The 18200-nt window shown below is 69.1% G+C and carries 17 protein-coding genes and 1 tRNA gene; 9 read left to right on the forward strand and 9 right to left on the reverse strand.

Annotation, left to right across the window (positions count from 1 at the left end):
* Positions 1 to 3: 3 nt before the first annotated feature.
* Positions 4 to 321: an Lsr2 family protein gene (locus ACFWPS_RS36425; RefSeq protein ID WP_046733685.1), complete on the reverse strand. Its 318-nt coding sequence runs from the start codon at positions 319 to 321 to the stop codon at positions 4 to 6.
* Between the two features lie 383 nt (positions 322 to 704).
* Between ACFWPS_RS36425 and purS the strand changes: the two genes are divergently transcribed.
* Genes purS through purL form a run of 3 tightly spaced genes read left to right on the forward strand, consistent with a single transcriptional unit; the run spans position 705 to position 3924 of the window.
* On the forward strand, positions 705 to 968 hold the full coding sequence (purS, locus tag ACFWPS_RS36430; protein ID WP_015659417.1) for a phosphoribosylformylglycinamidine synthase subunit PurS: 264 nt from the start codon (positions 705 to 707) through the stop codon (positions 966 to 968).
* Entirely contained in the window at positions 965 to 1669 is a 705-nt protein-coding gene (purQ, locus tag ACFWPS_RS36435; protein WP_383713357.1) for a phosphoribosylformylglycinamidine synthase subunit PurQ, read from the forward strand. Before purS ends, purQ begins: the two co-directional genes overlap by 4 nt.
* Positions 1666 to 3924, forward strand: coding sequence for a phosphoribosylformylglycinamidine synthase subunit PurL (gene purL / locus ACFWPS_RS36440; protein WP_383713360.1), 2259 nt, complete (start codon positions 1666 to 1668; stop codon positions 3922 to 3924). Before purQ ends, purL begins: the two co-directional genes overlap by 4 nt.
* Before the next feature lie 96 nt (positions 3925 to 4020).
* Here the strand turns inward: purL and ACFWPS_RS36445 are convergent, their stop codons facing one another.
* A complete protein-coding gene (locus ACFWPS_RS36445) occupies positions 4021 to 4485 on the reverse strand; it encodes a Clp protease N-terminal domain-containing protein (RefSeq protein ID WP_383713363.1) in 465 nt (154 codons plus the stop codon).
* Positions 4486 to 4492: 7 nt separating this feature from the next.
* Positions 4493 to 4696, reverse strand: a complete 204-nt coding sequence (locus ACFWPS_RS36450) for a helix-turn-helix domain-containing protein (RefSeq protein ID WP_089100649.1) — start codon at positions 4694 to 4696, stop codon at positions 4493 to 4495.
* 75 nt (positions 4697 to 4771) lie between these two features.
* Between ACFWPS_RS36450 and ACFWPS_RS36455 the strand changes: the two genes are divergently transcribed.
* The 4 genes from ACFWPS_RS36455 to purM all read left to right on the forward strand — a co-directional run bounded on the left by ACFWPS_RS36455 (position 4772) and on the right by purM (position 8919).
* Positions 4772 to 5569, forward strand: coding sequence for a sterol carrier family protein (locus tag ACFWPS_RS36455; protein ID WP_383713366.1), 798 nt, complete (start codon positions 4772 to 4774; stop codon positions 5567 to 5569).
* A gap of 57 nt (positions 5570 to 5626) precedes the next feature.
* Positions 5627 to 6055: an META domain-containing protein gene (locus ACFWPS_RS36460; RefSeq protein WP_383713369.1), complete on the forward strand. Its 429-nt coding sequence runs from the start codon at positions 5627 to 5629 to the stop codon at positions 6053 to 6055.
* 232 nt (positions 6056 to 6287) lie between these two features.
* On the forward strand, positions 6288 to 7817 hold the full coding sequence (gene purF, locus ACFWPS_RS36465) for an amidophosphoribosyltransferase (RefSeq protein ID WP_383713372.1): 1530 nt from the start codon (positions 6288 to 6290) through the stop codon (positions 7815 to 7817).
* 31 nt (positions 7818 to 7848) lie between these two features.
* Positions 7849 to 8919: a phosphoribosylformylglycinamidine cyclo-ligase gene (gene purM / locus ACFWPS_RS36470; RefSeq protein ID WP_383713375.1), complete on the forward strand. Its 1071-nt coding sequence runs from the start codon at positions 7849 to 7851 to the stop codon at positions 8917 to 8919.
* Positions 8920 to 9042: 123 nt separating this feature from the next.
* Here purM and ACFWPS_RS36475 read toward each other — a convergent pair whose 3' ends face one another.
* The gene (locus ACFWPS_RS36475; RefSeq protein WP_383713378.1) at positions 9043 to 9309 is read right to left on the reverse strand and encodes a DUF3073 domain-containing protein; all 267 of its coding nucleotides are present in this window, start codon (positions 9307 to 9309) and stop codon (positions 9043 to 9045) included.
* A gap of 300 nt (positions 9310 to 9609) precedes the next feature.
* A complete protein-coding gene (locus ACFWPS_RS36480) occupies positions 9610 to 10701 on the reverse strand; it encodes a Leu/Phe/Val dehydrogenase (protein ID WP_383713380.1) in 1092 nt (363 codons plus the stop codon).
* Between the two features lie 266 nt (positions 10702 to 10967).
* Here ACFWPS_RS36480 and ACFWPS_RS36485 point away from each other — a divergent pair, with 266 nt between their 5' ends.
* Entirely contained in the window at positions 10968 to 11810 is an 843-nt protein-coding gene (locus tag ACFWPS_RS36485; protein ID WP_383713382.1) for a hypothetical protein, read from the forward strand.
* Positions 11811 to 12429: 619 nt separating this feature from the next.
* Positions 12430 to 12636, forward strand: coding sequence for a developmental transcriptional regulator BldC (gene bldC / locus ACFWPS_RS36490; protein ID WP_003949541.1), 207 nt, complete (start codon positions 12430 to 12432; stop codon positions 12634 to 12636).
* A 506-nt stretch (positions 12637 to 13142) separates the two neighbouring features.
* On the opposite strand, the gene ACFWPS_RS36495 is transcribed toward bldC, so the two are convergent.
* From ACFWPS_RS36495 to ACFWPS_RS36510, 4 genes are all read right to left on the reverse strand, one after another.
* A complete protein-coding gene (locus tag ACFWPS_RS36495) occupies positions 13143 to 13334 on the reverse strand; it encodes a DUF6274 family protein (RefSeq protein ID WP_383713385.1) in 192 nt (63 codons plus the stop codon).
* Positions 13335 to 13484: 150 nt separating this feature from the next.
* A tRNA-Asp gene (locus ACFWPS_RS36500) sits at positions 13485 to 13559 on the reverse strand.
* Between the two features lie 94 nt (positions 13560 to 13653).
* Positions 13654 to 17622, reverse strand: coding sequence for an ATP-dependent RNA helicase HrpA (gene hrpA, locus ACFWPS_RS36505; RefSeq protein ID WP_383713388.1), 3969 nt, complete (start codon positions 17620 to 17622; stop codon positions 13654 to 13656).
* A 226-nt stretch (positions 17623 to 17848) separates the two neighbouring features.
* Complete coding sequence (locus ACFWPS_RS36510; protein ID WP_383713390.1) at positions 17849 to 18145, reverse strand: hypothetical protein; 297 nt, start codon at positions 18143 to 18145, stop codon at positions 17849 to 17851.
* Between the last annotated feature and the right edge of the window lie 55 nt (positions 18146 to 18200).

Below are 18200 nucleotides of genomic sequence, written 5' to 3' on the forward strand. Positions count from 1 at the left end.
CTCTCACTGGGCGGCGCTGAACGCCTCGTACACCTTCTTCGGGATGCGGCCGCGGGCCGGGACATCCATCTTGTTCGCCTGCGCCCAGGCGCGAACGGCCGCCGGGTCGGGGGCGACCTCCGTCTGCTTGTACGCCTTGCCCGACTTCGACCGCTTGCGGCCGGCCACCACGTACGGCTCCAGGGCCGTGCGCAGTTTCTTGGCGTTCGCTTGATTCAGATCGATCTCGTACGACTTGCCGTCGAGTCCGAAGGCGATCGTTTCCGCCGCTTCCGAGCCGTCGATGTCGTCAAAGAGAGTGACCACGACCTTCTGCGCCACGAATATTCGGTCCCTTCGTGTGGCACGTCTATACAGCTCATCGTCAGCACATCGGTGATGACCGCGATGGCGGGAGATGACGTGCCGAGTATCGGCTATTGCCAATTCATTTGTACAGTGCCTGGCAATACAAAGTGAAGCCCGACTAAATCCGTCGGGCGTGTCCCGGCGCAATAGATGTCACGGGCGAACCCGGGGAACTTTCCCAGAACTTTTCGTGAGGATCCGCCACCGTCACCCGATCGTGATGCGGCTCACGTAGTTTCCTACAACTCTACCCGCGTAGAAATTTTGTGCGGGTAGTCTGAAGACACCGGTCGGAGACACCGACGGGTATCACGGGTATCTGCTCAGCAGTCAGCACCACAACACCGGGAGTGCCAGTGGCACGCGTCGTAGTCGACGTCATGCTCAAGCCGGAGATCCTCGACCCCCAGGGCCAGGCGGTCCAGCGTGCGCTGCCGCGCCTGGGTTTCGAGGGCATCTCCGACGTACGTCAGGGAAAGCGATTCGAACTGGAAGTTGACGGACCGGTCGACGAGGCCGCGCTCGCCCGCATCCATGATCTTGCGGAATCCTTCCTCGCCAACACCGTGATCGAAGACTTCACCGTCAAGGTGGAGGAAGTCGCGGAGGCGGCGAAGTGACCGCTCGTATTGGCGTCGTCACTTTCCCGGGAAGCCTCGACGACCGTGACACCCAGCGCGCGATCCGTCTCGCGGGTGCGGAACCGGTCGCCCTCTGGCACAAGGACAAGGACCTCCACCAGGTCGACGCGGTGGTTCTTCCCGGTGGTTTCTCCTACGGCGACTATCTGCGGGCCGGCGCCATCTCCCGCTTCTCGCCGGTGATGGAGACCGTCATCGAGCAGGCGAAGGCCGGCCTCCCGGTCCTCGGTATCTGCAACGGCTTCCAGATCCTCACCGAGGCACACCTGCTGCCCGGCGCGATGCTCGGCAACAACCACCTCCACTTCATCTGCCGTGACCAGAAGCTGCGGGTGGAGAACGCGGACACGGCCTGGACGGCGGACTACCGCGCGGGCCAGGAGATCCACATCCCGCTGAAGAACATGGACGGCCGGTACGTCGCCGACGAGTACACGCTCGACAAGCTGGAGGCCGAGGGCCGGGTGGTGTTCCGCTACCTCGTCCGCGGCGAAGCCGCTGATGGATACGGCAACCCCAATGGCTCCCTACGGGACATCGCCGGCATCACCAACGAGGCCGGGAACGTCGTCGGCCTCATGCCGCACCCCGAGCACGCCGTCGAGCCGCTGATCGGCACGGGCCGTACCGACGGCCTCCCCTTCTTCACCTCGATCCTCAAGAAGCTGGTCAACGCATGAGCCGGACGCCTCTGGACACGGTCGAGCACGCGGCCGCGACCCCCGACGTCGAGCTGCCCTGGGCCGAACTCGGCCTGAAGAAGGACGAGTACGAGCGGGTGGTGGAGATCCTCGGCCGCCGCCCGACCGGCGCCGAGCTCGCCATGTACTCGGTCATGTGGTCCGAGCACTGCTCCTACAAGTCCTCCAAGGTCCACCTCCGCCAGTTCGGCGAGAAGGCGCCGCAGAGCGACGCGCTGCTGGTGGGCATCGGCGAGAACGCGGGCGTGGTCGACGTCGGCCAGGGCTACGCGGTCACCTTCAAGGTCGAGTCGCACAACCACCCGTCGTACGTGGAGCCCTACCAGGGCGCGGCCACGGGCGTCGGCGGCATCGTCCGCGACATCATCGCGATGGGCGCGCGGCCGGTGGCCGTGGTCGACCCGCTGCGCTTCGGCGCCGCCGACCACCCCGACACCAAGCGCGTCCTGCCGGGCGTCGTCGCAGGCATCGGCGGCTACGGCAACTGCCTGGGCCTGCCCAACATCGGCGGCGAGGTCGTCTTCGACGCCTGCTACCAGGGCAACCCGCTGGTCAACGCCGGTGCCATCGGCGTGATGCGGCACGAGGACATCCACCTCGCCAAGGCCTCCGGCGCGGGCAACCAGGTCATCCTGTACGGCGCCCGGACCGGCGGCGACGGCATCGGCGGCGCGTCGATCCTCGCCTCCGAGACCTTCGACGACGCGAAGCCCTCGAAGCGCCCCGCCGTCCAGGTCGGCGACCCCTTCCAGGAGAAGCTGCTCATCGAGTGCACCCTGGAGGCCTTCCGGGAGAAGCTCGTCGTCGGTATCCAGGACCTCGGCGCGGCCGGTCTGTCCTGCGCCACCTCCGAGCTGGCCTCGAACGGCTCCGGCGGCATGACCGTCACCCTCGACGACGTCCCGCTGCGCGACTCCACGCTCTCGCCCGAGGAGATCCTCATGAGCGAGTCGCAGGAGCGCATGTGCGCGGTCGTCGAGCCGGCGAAGGTCGCGCGCTTCCTGGAGATCTGCGAGAAGTGGGACGTCATCGCCACCGTCATCGGTGAGGTGACCGACGGCGACCGGCTTGAGATCTTCTGGCACGGCGAGAAGATCGTCGACGTCGACCCGCGCACGGTCGCCCACGACGGCCCGGTCTACGAGCGCCCGTACGCCCGCCCGGCGTGGCAGGACGAGCTCCAGGCGGACGACGCGAACAAGCTCGCGCGCCCGGCCGACAGCGAGGAACTCCGCGCGCAGGTCCTTCGACTGGTGGGCTCCCCCAACCAGGCCTCCAAGAAGTGGATCACCTCCCAGTACGACCACTTCGTGCAGGGCAACACGGTCCTCGCCCAGCCCGAGGACTCCGGCATGATCCGCGTCGACGAGGCGACCGGCCTCGGCGTCGCCATCGCCACGGACGGCAACGGCCGCTACGCCAAGCTCGACCCCTACACGGGCGCCCAGCTGGCCCTGGCCGAGGCCTACCGCAACGTGGCGACCACCGGTGCCAAGCCCCTTGCGGTCTCCGACTGCCTGAACTTCGGCTCGCCCGAGGACCCGGCGGTCATGTGGCAGTTCGCGGAGGCCGTGCGTGGACTCGCCGACGGCTGCCTCCAGCTGGGCACCCCGGTGACCGGCGGCAACGTCTCGCTCTACAACCAGACGGGCGAGGCGGCCATCCACCCGACCCCGGTGGTCGCGGTCCTCGGTGTGATCGACGACGTGGCCCGCCGCACGCCGGTCGCCTTCCAGGAGGAGGGCCAGCTGCTCTACCTCCTCGGCGACACCCGCGAGGAGTTCGGCGGCTCGGCCTGGTCCCAGGTCGTCCACGACCACCTCGGCGGCCTGCCGCCGAAGGTCGACCTGGAGCGGGAGCGGCTGCTGGCCGAGATCCTGATCTCCGCCTCCCGCGACGGCATGATCGACTCGGCGCACGACCTGTCCGACGGCGGTCTGATCCAGGCCGTGGTCGAGTCCGCGCTGCTCGGCGGCAAGGGCGCGCGGCTGGTCGTACCGGACGGGCTCGACGCCTTCACCTTCCTCCTCTCCGAGTCGGCCGGGCGCGCGATCGTCGCGGTGCCGCGCTCGGAGGAGGTCCGCTTCAACGACATGTGCGGTGCGCGCGGCCTTCCGGTCACCCGCATCGGTGTCGTGGACGGGGACTCGGTGGAGATCCAGGGCGAGTTCGAACTCCCCCTGACCGAGCTGCGCGAGGCGCACGAGGGGACGATCGAGGCGCTGCTGGCGTAAGCGGGCGCAAGAGGTTCTCCGGGCGGCCCCGCCTGTTGCCCAGGCGACAGGCGGGGCCGCCCTGCTGTGTGCGCCGACCGGCACGGGGCCGATGTCTCAGCGACCCGTCTGCCGGATGCGGTCACGGACGGCCGGGCGGTCGACGCCGAGCTCGGTCAGGAGCTCCGCCGCGGGATCCGGCCGCTCGCAGTCGAGCAGGGCCAGCAGCAGGTGTTCCGGTGTGATCCGGCGGCTGTGGGCCTTCTTGGTCTCGGCCAGGGCGCGGGGGAGGACGGCGCGGGCGCCCGAAGTGAGGGGGGTCCGCTTGCGGGACGCGGGAACCGGTGCCCGCTCGATCCCCTGGACGTCGATGCCGACCACGGCCAGCGCGGACCGGTCGAGGGCGTCGAGAGCGGCGCGTGCGGCCTCCAGGTCGGTGCCGAGGGCCCGGACCGCGCCGGGATCGTGCAGCACTCCCAGGAGGAGGTGCTCGGTACCGATGCGGCGGTCGCCGCGCAGCGTGGTCTCTTCGAGCGCCGATGCGACGGTCGCCCGGGCCTCTGCCGCGAACTGTTCGAACATGGTCGTCTCACTTCCCGTACTTGGCGTGGACGGACTGCCGGGACACGCCGAGGGCGTCCCCGATCTGCTCCCAGGACCATCCCTGTTCCCTGGCGCGCGCGACCGCCGCCGCTTCGACCTGCTCGGCCAGTCGGTGCAGGGCACCCACGGCCCGCAGTCCCACCGCGGGGTCGTGCGACCTGAGGCGTTCTGAGAGATCTCCTGCGTTCATGCTTGTCAGTCTGGACTGACATCGACCTGATTGTCAACCCAGACTGACAGAGAGGGGTCGCATAGGCTCACCGCCATGCCCCAGGCCAAGAAGCGCGCCCGCAGTTACGACCCGGCCAGGACCCGTGCCGCGGTTCTCGCCCAGTTCGGCAACGTGAGAGCGGCCGTCGAGGGCCTCACTCCCGGGCAACTCGCGCTCCCCACCCGGCTGGAGGGGTGGACCGTACGGGACCTCGCCGCCCATATCGGCATGGCGGTCACCGCCGTCCACCGGGCCCTGGACAAGGCCGAGCCGGCGAAGGCCGACGCGGTCCTCCTCGACTGGCCGTTCGGGACCTCCGGCAACGCCGCCGCCATCGACGGCTTCACCCGGCGCCTCGCCGCCGACCACCCCGACCTCGGCGCCTACCTCGCCGACGCCGACGCCGGCCTGCGCGCCCTGCTCGACGCACACCCCGGCACCCGGCTGCTCGCCACCAGCGCCGGCGCGCTCTCCCTCGACGACTATCTCGTCACCCGCGCCGTCGAACTGGTCGTCCACACCGACGACCTCAACGCGGCCGTCGCCGGGCTGGAGGTGCCGTACGACCGGCAGGCCCTGGCCGCCTGTACCCGGCTGCTCGCCGACGCGCTCGCCGTCAAGGCGCCCGGCGGCTCCACCGAGGTGCGGGTGCCGCCGTACGCCGTGGTGCAGTGCGTCGAAGGACCCCGGCACACCCGGGGCACCCCGCCGAACGTCGTCGAGACCGATCCGCTGACCTGGATCCGGCTGGCCGCCGGGCGGCTGGCGTGGCAGCAGGCCGTGGCGGACGCCAGGGTCAGCGCCAGCGGGGAGCGGGCGGACCTCGGGGCGTACCTGCCCGTCATGGGGTGAGGGAACCGATCGGCCGGTGCGCGCCGTCGAAACGGCATGTACGGGTTGAAACAGCGCATGCGCCGTATGACCCTGACGGCGACGGCCGCCCTGCTCGTCCCGCTCGTGGTGGCCTGTGGCAGTGAGAGAGGTGCCTCCGTGGGGACTCGCACACCGGTGACCGGGATCGACTGGACCGTCGACAGCGTGACCGTCGACGGCACCACCCACCGCGCCCCGGCGCGCGCCCATGTGAAGATCGAGGACGGCCGCGCGGCCGGCAGCTTCGGGTGCAACCAGTTCAGTGCCACCGCAGAGATCGCGGACGACCAGATCCGGCTGAGCCACACCCGCACCACCCGGATGGCCTGCGACAACGCCCGGATGGCCTTCGAGCGTGCACTCGCCCGCACGCTCACCGCCGGGCCGCTGACCATGAAGGGCGAGGACGGGAAACTCACCCTCACCGCGGACGGCGGCGACCGTGTCCAGCTGTCCAGGGCATGACACGCGACAGGGGCGCCGCCCCCCGAATGATGTGCGACACCTCACTCAGGGATACCGTGTCTGGGGGTTGCGCCGGCACCGGTCCGCACGAACCGACGCCGCCTGGAGAAACCTCTTACCGTGCTGACCTGCGAAAATGGAGAAACCCACAACCGCGTCCGTGGGTGTAGATCCATTACGGCTGTGTATCCCCAATTCGGACCAGTGGTCGATCTCGCCTACACTCGGTGCCGTGCCACGTGGTGACGGTCTCCTCAATCACGATCTGCTCCCCGGTGAGAAGGGCCCCCAGGACGCTTGCGGCGTCTTCGGTGTCTGGGCTCCGGGCGAAGAGGTCGCCAAGCTCACGTACTTCGGGCTCTACGCCCTCCAGCATCGGGGTCAGGAATCCGCGGGAATCGCGGTCAGCAACGGCTCCCAGATCCTCGTCTTCAAGGACATGGGCCTCGTCTCCCAGGTCTTCGACGAGACCTCGCTCGGTTCGCTCCAGGGTCATATCGCGGTCGGTCACGCCCGCTACTCGACCACCGGTGCCTCCGTGTGGGAGAACGCCCAGCCGACGTTCCGCGCCACCGCGCACGGCTCGATCGCGCTCGGCCACAACGGCAACCTCGTCAACACGGCGCAGCTCGCCGAGATGGTGGCCGAACTCCCGAAGGACCCGGGCGGCCGGTCCACCCGGGTCGCGGCCACCAACGACACCGACCTGCTCACCGCGCTCCTCGCGGCCCAGGTCGACGAGGACGGCAAGCCGCTGACCATCGAGGAGGCCGCGCACGCGGTCCTGCCGAAGGTCCGGGGCGCCTTCTCCCTCGTCTTCATGGACGAGCACACCCTCTACGCCGCCCGCGACCCGCAGGGCATCCGCCCGCTGGTCCTCGGCCGTCTTGAGCGCGGCTGGGTGGTCGCCTCCGAGTCCGCCGCTCTCGACATCTGCGGCGCCAGCTTCGTCCGCGAGATCGAGCCGGGCGAGTTCGTCGCCATCGACGAGAACGGCCTGCGCACCTCGCGATTCGCTGACGCGAAGCCCAAGGGCTGTGTCTTCGAGTACGTGTACCTGGCCCGCCCCGACACCGACATCGCCGGGCGGAACGTCTACCTCTCCCGCGTGGAGATGGGCCGGAAGCTGGCCGCGGAGGCCCCGGTCGACGCCGACCTGGTGATAGCGACCCCGGAGTCCGGGACCCCGGCCGCCGTCGGCTACGCGGAGGCCTCCGGCATCCCCTTCGGCAACGGCCTGGTCAAGAACGCCTACGTCGGCCGGACCTTCATCCAGCCCTCGCAGACCATCCGTCAGCTCGGCATCCGCCTGAAGCTGAACCCGCTGAAGGAAGTCATCAAGGGCAAGCGGCTGGTAGTCGTCGACGACTCGATCGTGCGCGGCAACACCCAGCGCGCGCTCGTACGGATGCTCCGGGAGGCGGGCGCCGCCGAGGTCCACATCCGGATCTCGTCCCCGCCCGTGAAGTGGCCGTGCTTCTTCGGCATCGACTTCGCCACCCGCGCCGAGCTCATCGCCAACGGCATGACCATCGAGGAGATCGGCACCTCGCTCGGCGCCGACTCGCTGGCGTACATCTCCATCGACGGCATGATCGAGGCGACCACCATCGCCAAGCCGAACCTCTGCCGTGCCTGCTTCGACGGCGAGTACCCGATGGAGCTCCCGGACCCCGAGCTGCTCGGCAAGCAGCTCCTGGAGACCGAGCTGGCGGCCGGTCCGGCAGCCACGGCCGCGGCCGACGCGATCCGTCGCCCGTAAGCCCCGTCATCAACCCGAAAGATCCCAGGCAATGTCTGAGAGCCCTGTTTCCGGTGCTTCCTACGCGGCTGCCGGTGTCGACATCGAGGCGGGCGACCGCGCCGTAGAGCTGATGAAGGAGTGGGTGAAGAAGACGCAGCGCCCCGAGGTCCTCGGCGGCCTCGGCGGCTTCGCCGGCCTCTTCGACGCCTCCGCCCTCAAGAACTACGAGCGCCCGCTGCTGGCCTCCGCCACGGACGGCGTGGGCACCAAGGTCGACATCGCCCGGCAGCTGGGTGTGTACGACACCATCGGCCACGACCTGGTCGCCATGGTCATGGACGACATCGTGGTGTGCGGTGCCGAACCGCTGTTCATGACCGACTACATCTGCGTCGGCAAGGTTCACCCCGAGCGGGTCGCCGCCATCGTCAAGGGCATCGCCGAGGGCTGTGTGCTGGCCGGCTGCGCCCTGGTGGGCGGCGAGACGGCCGAGCACCCGGGCCTGCTCGGTGCGGACGACTTCGACGTGGCCGGCGCCGGTACGGGCGTCGTGGAGGCCGACCGGCTGCTCGGCGCGGATCGTATCCGTACGGGTGACGCGGTGATCGCCATGGCGTCCTCCGGGCTTCACTCGAACGGGTACTCCCTGGTCAGGCACGTCCTGCTGAACCAGGCGGGCCTCGCGCTCGACGCCCACGTCGAGGAGCTCGGCCGCACCCTCGGCGAGGAACTCCTGGAGCCGACCAAGATCTACTCGCTGGACTGCCTGGCCCTGATGCGCACGGCGGAGGTCCACGCCTTCAGCCACGTCACCGGCGGCGGACTCGCCGCGAACCTGGCCCGGGTGATCCCGGACCACCTGCACGCGATCGTCGACCGCGCCACCTGGACCCCGGGTCCGATCTTCGACCTGGTCGGCCGCACCGGCAGCGTCGACCGGCTCGAACTGGAGAAGACGCTCAACATGGGCGTCGGCATGATCGCGATCGTCCCGCAGGAATCGGTGGACGTGGCACTGACGGCACTGGCCGACCGCGGGGTCGAGGCATGGGTGGCCGGCGAGATCACCGAGCGCGGCGACCACACCACCGGTGCGGAACTGGTGGGCGACTACGCATAAGCCCAGCCCCTCCGGCGTTTGAGGAGCGGGGTCCGGGGCGGAGCCCCGAGAGCCCAGCACAAAACCCGGTCCGGCTATGGAACACCGGACCGGGTCAGTGAAGCGGCTCAGCAGCCGCTGGCGTCAAGCACCGCGACGATGCTGGGACGTCGGACCGGACTGGTCGTCCTCGTCCTCGTCGTCATCGTCGTCGTTATACAGATCCGCGTACTGGGCGTACGGGTCGTCTTCGTCCTCGTCGTCGTCCTCGAACGGCTCGCCGTTCGGCGGCTGGCTCGAAGTCGATGCGCCCAGTTCGTTGGCCAGACGTGACAGGTCAGTCCCACCGCTGTTGTACTTCAGCTGGCGGGCGACCTTTGTCTGCTTGGCCTTGGCCCGGCCGCGCCCCATGGCTCGACCCCCTCGGTGACGGGGCTCGACGGCCCCAGAGTCTGACACGCGTTCATGATCCGGAACGGACTCTCCTCGGAGAGACCGGTCCGTAGGGCTTCCACGGTACCTGAGCCCGCGCCCATACGGTACGTCGCCCGCACCACGCGCCTGACTCCATGACCCGCGAGGCGCCCCGTCCCCGCTGGTCAACCACGATTTTAACCACTTCCTGGCGGGCGACCCGCCGACGAACGTGAGAGTTCTCTCCAACTGTCCGCCGGCAGGTACCGAAAAACCGCCCGGAAACCCGGCCGTCGGTCAGCGTCCACCCGCCGTTGCCGCTTCGTGCATCCGCTGTTCGGCGATCCGGTCGGCCGCCGCGGCCGGCGGAATCCCGTCATCCTTCGCACGTGCGAAGATGGCCAGCGTGGTGTCGAAGATCTCCGCCGCCTTCGCCCTGCACCGCTCGAAGTCGAACCCGTGCAGCTCGTCGGCGACCTGGATGACCCCGCCGGCGTTCACCACGTAGTCCGGCGCGTAGAGGATCCCTCGGTCGGCGAGATCCTTCTCGACGCCCGGGTGGGCGAGCTGGTTGTTGGCCGCGCCGCACACCACCTGAGCGGTCAGCACCGGCACGGACGCGTCGCTCAGGGCACCACCGAGCGCGCAGGGGGCGTAGATGTCGAGGCCCTCGACCTGGATCAGGGCGTCGGTGTCCGCGGCCACTCCCACGGAAGGGTGCCGGTCGGCGATGCGCCGGACGGCTTCCTGCCGTACGTCGGTGATCACGACCTCGGCGCCCTCCTCCAGCAGGTGCTCCACCAGGTGGTGGCCGACCTTGCCCACGCCCGCGATGCCGACGGTACGGCCGCGCAGCGAGGGGTCGCCCCACAGGTGCTGGGCGCTGGCCCGCATGCCCTGGTAGACGCCGTACGCGGTGAGCACGGAGGAGTCGCCGGCACCGCCGTTCTCGGGGGAGCGGCCGGTGGTCCAGCGGCACTCGCGGGCCACCACGTCCATGTCGGCGACATACGTGCCGACGTCGCAGGCGGTGACGTACCGGCCGCCGAGCGAGGCCACGAACCGCCCGTAGGCGAGCAGCAGCTCCTCGGTCTTGTCGCGGTCCGGGTCCCCGATGATCACGGCCTTGCCGCCGCCATGGTCGAGCCCGGCCATGGCGTTCTTGTACGACATCCCGCGCGCGAGGTTGAGGGCGTCGGCGACGGCCTCCTCCTCGTTGGCGTACGGGTAGAAGCGGGTGCCGCCGAGGGCGGGGCCCAGCGCGGTGGAGTGGATGGCGATGACGGCCTTGAGGCCGCTCTTGCGGTCCTGACAGAGCACGACCTGCTCGTGACCGCCCTGGTCCGAGTGGAACAGGGTGTGCAGGACGCCGGTGGAAACGTCGGTCACTGTGGTGACTCCCGGTTGTGTCGCGTGTGTCGCGGCGGGTGGAAGCTGGGGCTCCCGTAAGGGTGGCGGGGGCCGTGGCATGAGCGTAGAGCCATTGCCCGCACACCATCCGCGCAGTGTTCAGGATCACTCTCCCGTGCCGTGTGCGCACGTATGAGCGTGGGACGATTTGCTGTGGTTTCCGCGGCCGGCCCAGGCCGGCTCCGTCATGGCTCCGCCGTGGGTTCCGCTGGTTTCGAGCCCGGTCCGGTGGGGAGGGAGCAGGCGTGCCCAAGGTGTCCTCGGTGGTCGTCCCCTACGCGACGTACCTGCGTGTGTACGAGCCGCTGGCCGCCTTCCCGGACCGGGAGCGCGACCACTGGACGCGTTACGCCCGCCGCTCGGAGCGCCCCTCGTACCAGGACGAACTCCGCCGTTCCCTGGCCGACTTGCTGCCCACCCCGCCGGTCGCGGTGCCGGTGCAGGAGAGCGGCGACGCGTTCGTCCTGGAGGTCGACGGCGTCGTCTGCGTCTGTCCGTGGCGGACCCGGCTGCGCGGCTGGCAGGCCCTGCAGGAGCTCTCCGACGAACTGCCGAAGCCGGTCCTGGACGCGATGCTCCCGCCGGTCGTGCGCCGGCAGGCCGCGATGGACTACGAGCGCTGGCTGGTCCGCAACCCCGACTCCCGGCCCTGGATCCGCACCGCGACCTGGCAGGTGCCGCTGAACTGGTTCGTGCTGGTCTCCGACGAGGAGCGCCGGTACGAGAAGGGCACCGCCGAGATCCCGCCGATGCTGCGCTACCGCACGCCGATGGTGCAGGCCCGGCGCCGGGTGGCCCGGGCGCTGCGCACGCTCAAGGACACCGTGGAGGAAGGGCCGCTGATCGACGGCCTGGTGGACGTCGGCCGCTGGCTGGAGGAGTTCCACCCGCGCTCGCTGGTCGAGCTGGACTACGGCGGTCTGGTGCACACCCTGCCGGCCGGGGATCTCGAGGACGACCATTCCGCGGCCGACGTGGCGGCCGGCGTCGAGGCCCTGCGCCAGGGCGACGGGGCCGCGGCAGGCGAGGCGTACGGGCGGCTGGTGGAGCGGTGGCGGACGGTACGGGACCGCCGGTCGGCGAACTGAGTGCCGGTCTGAGCGTGGATGCCCCCTGATCCGTACTGAGTGACGGGGTGTCTGATGGTGTTTACAGCCGGATGACACCTGCGTGACGTGTGTGCGGTGAGTGATGTACGTCACGGCCCAGGAGGCATGAAACAACGTACGTTGACGGCACTTCAGTGAACGCACTGGACGTTGGATCTCGATCCGGGCTTTTGCGTCAAGGGTGACGGATAGCACTTACACGGCTCTTGCGCCTCTTGCCACTCCTCGTGCCAAAATAGGACAAGGAGTCCGGGGAGGGCTCCATCCGTCCAAGTGTGGTGCACTGTGGGCGGATTCTCAGCATTACGTGCTTTGGGGGGTCTGGTGACTCCTGATCGTCCTGTGACTGATCGTCACAGAGGCGTGACTGTCCGCTATGGCATGGTCCATCGGCTTCCGCGGCTGATGCCTACCTGGGAGGGCAATTCCATCGGTTTGGCCGACGCGGCTGGACGGATGGTGTAGTTGTAGTGCCGAGGACAAGCCGTTCGTCCTATAACCGACTCGACTCGCGTCCGCCATTTCGGGCAACGCGGGTCAAGGTGCAGAATTTAGAGGAAAGAACCGAGAAGGTTCGGTTCTCCCGAGGAGGCCGCTCATGACCGCTCGCACCCCTGATGCCGAGCCGCTGCTGACCCCGGCTGAGGTCGCCACGATGTTCCGCGTCGACCCCAAGACGGTCACGCGGTGGGCGAAGGCCGGCAAGCTCACGTCGATCCGCACGCTCGGCGGACACCGCCGCTACCGCGAGGCTGAGGTGCGCGCCCTGCTGGCGGGCATCCCCCAGCAGCGCAGCGAGGCCTGACCCAACTGAATAGCGGGCAAACCGACCGGTCCCCCAACTGGCCGAGGTGCCCGAACCCTAGCTCCAAGCGACGCAGGACCTGCCCCAACAGGACCTACGCCCAGGCCGACAAGAGACTTCTCAGGCAAGCGACACAGGGTGCGTCGTAGATCGCGCTGGACTCCGCCGGGTCCAGCGCGATCTTTTTTGTGCGCCCATGGGGTCTTGGACCACCGTAACCAGCGCTTCTGTGAGCGGCCTTGTCGGAGTCTGGGGAGCCCTGTCGGATCGCTGTGGACGCCCCCCGGAGGGGGTCCAGGGACGGGCTCGGGGCGGGCCGACAGGGTGGTGCAATTGCACATATTAAATTGACCAGTTGTAGGAAGGGGGTAAGTGCCGTCGTTTCGGAAACTCGTGCGGTGACACCCGTCACATACCGCACGGGTTGTTTGTACTCTGCAGGGTGCGATAAGGGAGCGACGCGGCGAACCGGACCCGCCACCGCCCCTCCCGGGAACGGCCGTTGGTCACGCGCCGACGGGGTCTTCGTCCGCCATGGCGTCCTCGGGGGCCTCCACGGCGTGCGGGGCGGAGTCCATGGCCAGCCGCAGCAGCCGATGGCAGACCGGGCAGTGACGGGTCAGATGCCGGTACGACGAGGCGGCCGCCAGGTGGGCCCTCAGTAACGCCCGCGTCTCGTGCCGCACCGAAGCCGCCATACGCCACCTCCAGAAGGGGGCCGGGAAAACCGGCCCTCCCTCCTGGTTAGCCACCGAATGTGACCCCGTCAAGAGCCCCTGCTCCCGCTCGCCGTCACCGGGCATGCGAAAGGCCCGCTCCCCTTGGGGGATGCGGGCCTCGGCGTTGGGCGGTCCTGACGGGATTTGAACCCGCGGCCTCCACCTTGACAGGGTGGCGAGCACTCCAAACTGCTCCACAGGACCAGGTTTCGCGGCACTTTGTCTTGCGTTGCGCTGCGAGAAGGACTGTACAGGAGGGGGCGGGTCCCGGTCGAACTCACCTGGCGTGCCCGGTCGGTTACGGAGCCGCCGTGTCGATCGCCTTCACGATCCGCTTGTCGGAGACCGGGTACGCGGTCCCCAGCGCATGCGCGAAGTAGCTGACCCGCAGCTCCTCCAGCATCCAGCGGATGTCCAGGACCTGCTGCGGCACCGGCCGGCCCTTCGGGAGCTGCTCCAGGAGCCAGGCGTACTCGTCCTGCATCTCGTGGACCTTCTCCATGCGGGTGGTGTCCCGCTGGACGTTCGTCGGCATCTGCTGGAGGCGGCGGTCGGCGGCGACCAGGTAGCGCATGAGGTCCGGCAGCCGACGTATACCGGCCCACGTCACGAAGCCCGGCTTCACCAGCGCGTCCAACTGCTTGCGGACGTCGGTCAGGTTCGCCAGCAGCGCGGGGCTCCGTACGGCCTTCAGACGGCGCTCACAGGCCTGCCAGGCGGCGAGCACCTGCTGCACCTGCGCGACCGTCCGGACCGTCGTGTCGACGATCTCGGCGCGCACCTTGTCGTACAGCTTCCGGTACGACTCCTCGTCCCACACCGGCCCCCCGAAGTCGGCGATCAGCTTGTCCGCCGCCGCCATCGCGCAGTCGTCGAACAGGGCCTGGATCGTGCCGTGCGGGTTCGCCGACAACGCGAGCTTCTGGGCGTTCGTCAGCTTCTCCGATGCGAACTTCGCCGGGTTCACCGGGATGTTCCGGAGGATGAGCCGCCGCGTGCCCTTCCACATCGCCTCGGTCTGCTCCTCCTCGGTGTCGAAGAGGCGGACGGAGACCGTGTCGCCGTCGTCGACCAGGGCCGGGTAGGCCTTCACCGGCTGGCCCGCGCGGCGCGTCTCGAAGACGCGCGTCAGCGAGCCGATCGTCCAGTCCGTGAGCCCCTTGCGTTCCAGCGACTCGCCGCCCTGGCGCTCCGCGGTGGCCGCGGCGGCCTGGGAGAGGGCCTGGCGTGCCTTCGGCCTCAGCCGGAGCTTCAGCGCCTCCAGGTCCTTGTCCTCGGCCAGCTTCCGGCGCCGTTCGTCGACGATCCGGAAGGTGATCTTCAAGTGGTCGGGGACCCTCGCCCAGTCGAAGTCCTCGGCCTCGAAGGGCACGCCGACCATGCGCTTGAGCTCACGCGCCATGGTCACCGGGAGGGGCTCCTGCAGCGGGACCGCCGTGTCCAGGAAGCGCTTCGCGAAGTTCGGCGCCGGCACGTAGTTGCGGCGGATGGGCTTCGGGAGGGTGCGGATCAGCTCCGTGACCACCTCTTCCCGCAGGCCCGGGATCTGCCAGTCGAAGCCCTCGTCCTTGACCTGGTTGAGGACCTGGAGCGGGATGTGGACGGTCACGCCGTCGGCGTCCGCGCCCGGCTCGAACTGGTAGGTGACGCGGAACTTCAGCTGACCCTGGCGCCAGGAGTCCGGGTAGTCGGCCTTGGTGACCGCCTCCGCCGACTCCCGGATCAGCATCTCCCGCTCGAAGTCGAGGAACTCCGGCTGCTCGTGTCGCTTGTGCTTCCACCAGGAGTCGAAGTGGGCGCCCGAGACGACGTGTTCGGGCACCCGCTGGTCGTAGAAGTCGAAGAGCGTGTCGTCGTCGACGACGATGTCCCGGCGCCGGGCCCGGTGCTCCAGCTCCTCGACCTCGCTGAGGAGCCTGCGGTTGTCGGCGAAGAACTTGTGGTGGGTCCGCCAGTCACCCTCGACCAGTGCGTTGCGAATGAAAAGCTCGCGACTGGTCTCCGGGTCGATCCGGCCGTAGTTCACCTTCCGGTCGGCGACGATCGGTACGCCGTAGAGCGTGACCTTCTCGAAGGCCATCACGGCCGCCTGGTCCTTCTCCCAGTGCGGTTCGCTGTACGTCCGCTTGAGGAGGTGCTCGGCGAGCGGCTCGACCCACTCCGGCTCGATCTTCGCGTTGACCCGGGCCCAGAGCCGCGAGGTCTCCACCAGCTCCGCCGACATAACGAACCGGGGAGTCTTTTTGAACAGCGCGGAACCCGGGAAGAGCGCGAACTTGGCGTTCCGCGCCCCCAGGTACTCGTTCTTCGCGCCCTCCTTCACGTCCTTCATGCCGATGTGCGACAGCAGGCCGGCGAGGAGCGAGACGTGCACGCGGTCGGCGGGGGCGTCGTCCTCGCTGAGGTGGATGCCCATCTGCTTGGCGACCGTGCGCAGCTGCATGTAGATGTCCTGCCACTCACGGATGCGCAGGAAGTTCAGGAACTCCTGCTTGCACATCCGCCGGAAGGAGCTGGAGCCGCGCTCCTTCTGCTGCTCCCTGACGTATCTCCACAGGTTGAGGAAGGCGAGGAAGTCGCTGGTCTCGTCGCGGAAGCGGGCGTGCTGCTGGTCGGCCTGGGTCTGCTTCTCGGCCGGGCGTTCGCGCGGGTCCTGGATGGAGAGCGCGGCGGCGATGACCATGACCTCGCGGACACAGCCGTTCTTGTCGGCCTCCAGGACCATACGGGCCAGGCGCGGGTCGACGGGCAGCTGGGCGAGCTTGCGGCCGGTGTCGGTGAGCCGCTTGCGCGGGTCCTTCTCGGCCGGGTCGATCGCGCCCAGCTCCTGGAGCAGCTGCACGCCGTCGCGGATGTTGCGGTGGTCCGGCGGGTCGATGAAGGGGAACTTCTCGATGTCGCCGAGGCCGGCCGCGGTCATCTGGAGGATGACGGAGGCGAGGTTGGTGCGGAGGATCTCGGGGTCCGTGAACTCCGGGCGGGAGACGAAGTCGTCCTCGTCGTACAGCCGGATGCAGATGCCGTCGGACGTACGGCCGCAGCGGCCCTTGCGCTGGTTGGCGCTGGCCTGCGAGATCGCCTCGATGGGCAGCCGCTGCACCTTGGTGCGGTGGCTGTAGCGGGAGATACGCGCGAAGCCGGGGTCGATGACGTACTTGATGCCGGGAACGGTCAGCGAGGTCTCGGCGACGTTGGTCGCCAGAACGATCCTGCGGCCGGTGTGCGGCTGGAAGACCCGGTGCTGCTCGGCGTGCGAGAGCCGGGCGTAGAGGGGCAGGACCTCCGTACGCTGCCCATCAGCGCCTCCGGCGCGGGTGTAGTTCTTCCTGGTGAGCGCGTCCGCCGTGTCCCGGATCTCCCGCTCTCCCGAGAGGAAGACGAGGATGTCGCCCTGTCCCTCGGCCTGGAGCTCCTCGACCGCATCGCAGATGGCGGTGATCTGGTCCCGGTCGGCGTCTTCCGTGTCCTCTTCGAGGAGCGGCCGGTAGCGCACCTCCACGGGGTACGTCCGGCCGCTCACCTCCACGATCGGGGCGTCGCCGAAGTGCCGGGAGAACCGCTCGGGGTCGATGGTGGCGGAGGTGATGACGACCTTGAGATCGGGGCGGCGGGGCAGCAGCTGGGCCAGGTATCCGAGCAGGAAGTCGATGTTGAGGGACCGCTCGTGGGCCTCGTCGATGATGATCGTGTCGTAGGCGCGCAGCTCGCGGTCGGTCTGGATCTCGGCGAGCAGGATGCCGTCCGTCATCAGCTTGATGAAGGTGGCGTCGGGGTTCACCTGGTCGGTGAAGCGGACCTTCCAGCCGACGGACTCCCCGAGCGGCGTCCGCAGCTCCTCCGCCACCCGCTCGGCGACGGTACGGGCGGCGATCCGGCGGGGCTGGGTGTGCCCGATCATGCCGCGCACCCCCCGCCCGAGCTCCAGACAGATCTTGGGGATCTGGGTGGTCTTCCCGGAGCCGGTCTCACCGGCCACGATCACGACCTGGTGATCGCGTATCGCCTCGGCGATCTCGTCCTTCTTCTGACTGACGGGCAGCTGCTCGGGGTACGACACGGCGGGCACGACGGCACGTCGGCCGGCCATCCGTTCCTCGGCCCTGGCCACCTCGGCCTCGATCTCGGCGAGGACGGCGGCCCGGGCCTCCGGTTTACGGATCTTGCGCGCACCTTCCAGCCTGCGCCCGAGCCGGTGCGCGTCGCGCAGTGAGAGCTCGGTCAGGCGAGGGGCGAGGGGGCCAAGGGCGGGGGCGGGATGCGTAGACATACGCGGTCCAGGATCTCACCTCGGGGAAATTCATGGCGAACGCTTTTGCCTCCGGCGGTTCGGCCGGGGGTATGGGGGCGGACGTGGTGGTTCGGGTGCGGGTGGGTGGGGGCTGGTCGCGCAGTTCCCCGCGCCCCTTTCAGGGCGCTGCCCAGCCGTGTCCTACATAGCTGCGGGCAGACGTGCCGCAGGGCGGCACCCGGTCGGTGCCGGTGAGTGAAACCCCCTACGGGGTTCGCTGGGCGGGAGTGGTGGTGGGGGTTTGGGCGGGTGGCGTGGCGGAGGCTGCTGCGATCGACTTCGCCGTGTTGGACACGGCCTTGATCCCCAGGTACGCCGTGGTCATGCTGCTCACCGCCGTGAAGGCGGCGGTGAGCACGCCGATGATCACGGACTCGTTGCCGTTGAGCCGCCAGACGCCGAAGACCGCGACCGCGGCGATCGCGAGGTTGCTGACGACGACGGCGAGGAGGCCGTATCGCGCACGGTCCTTCTCCAGCTGTATGTCCTGATCCCGGTTCATCTTCCCCACCCTGGTGACGTGTTGACCCGCCAGAACCTAGCGTCGGCGGGTCGCG

Source organism: Streptomyces sp. NPDC058457 (genome assembly GCF_042720695.1).
In the GTDB taxonomy this organism is placed as follows: domain Bacteria; phylum Actinomycetota; class Actinomycetes; order Streptomycetales; family Streptomycetaceae; genus Streptomyces.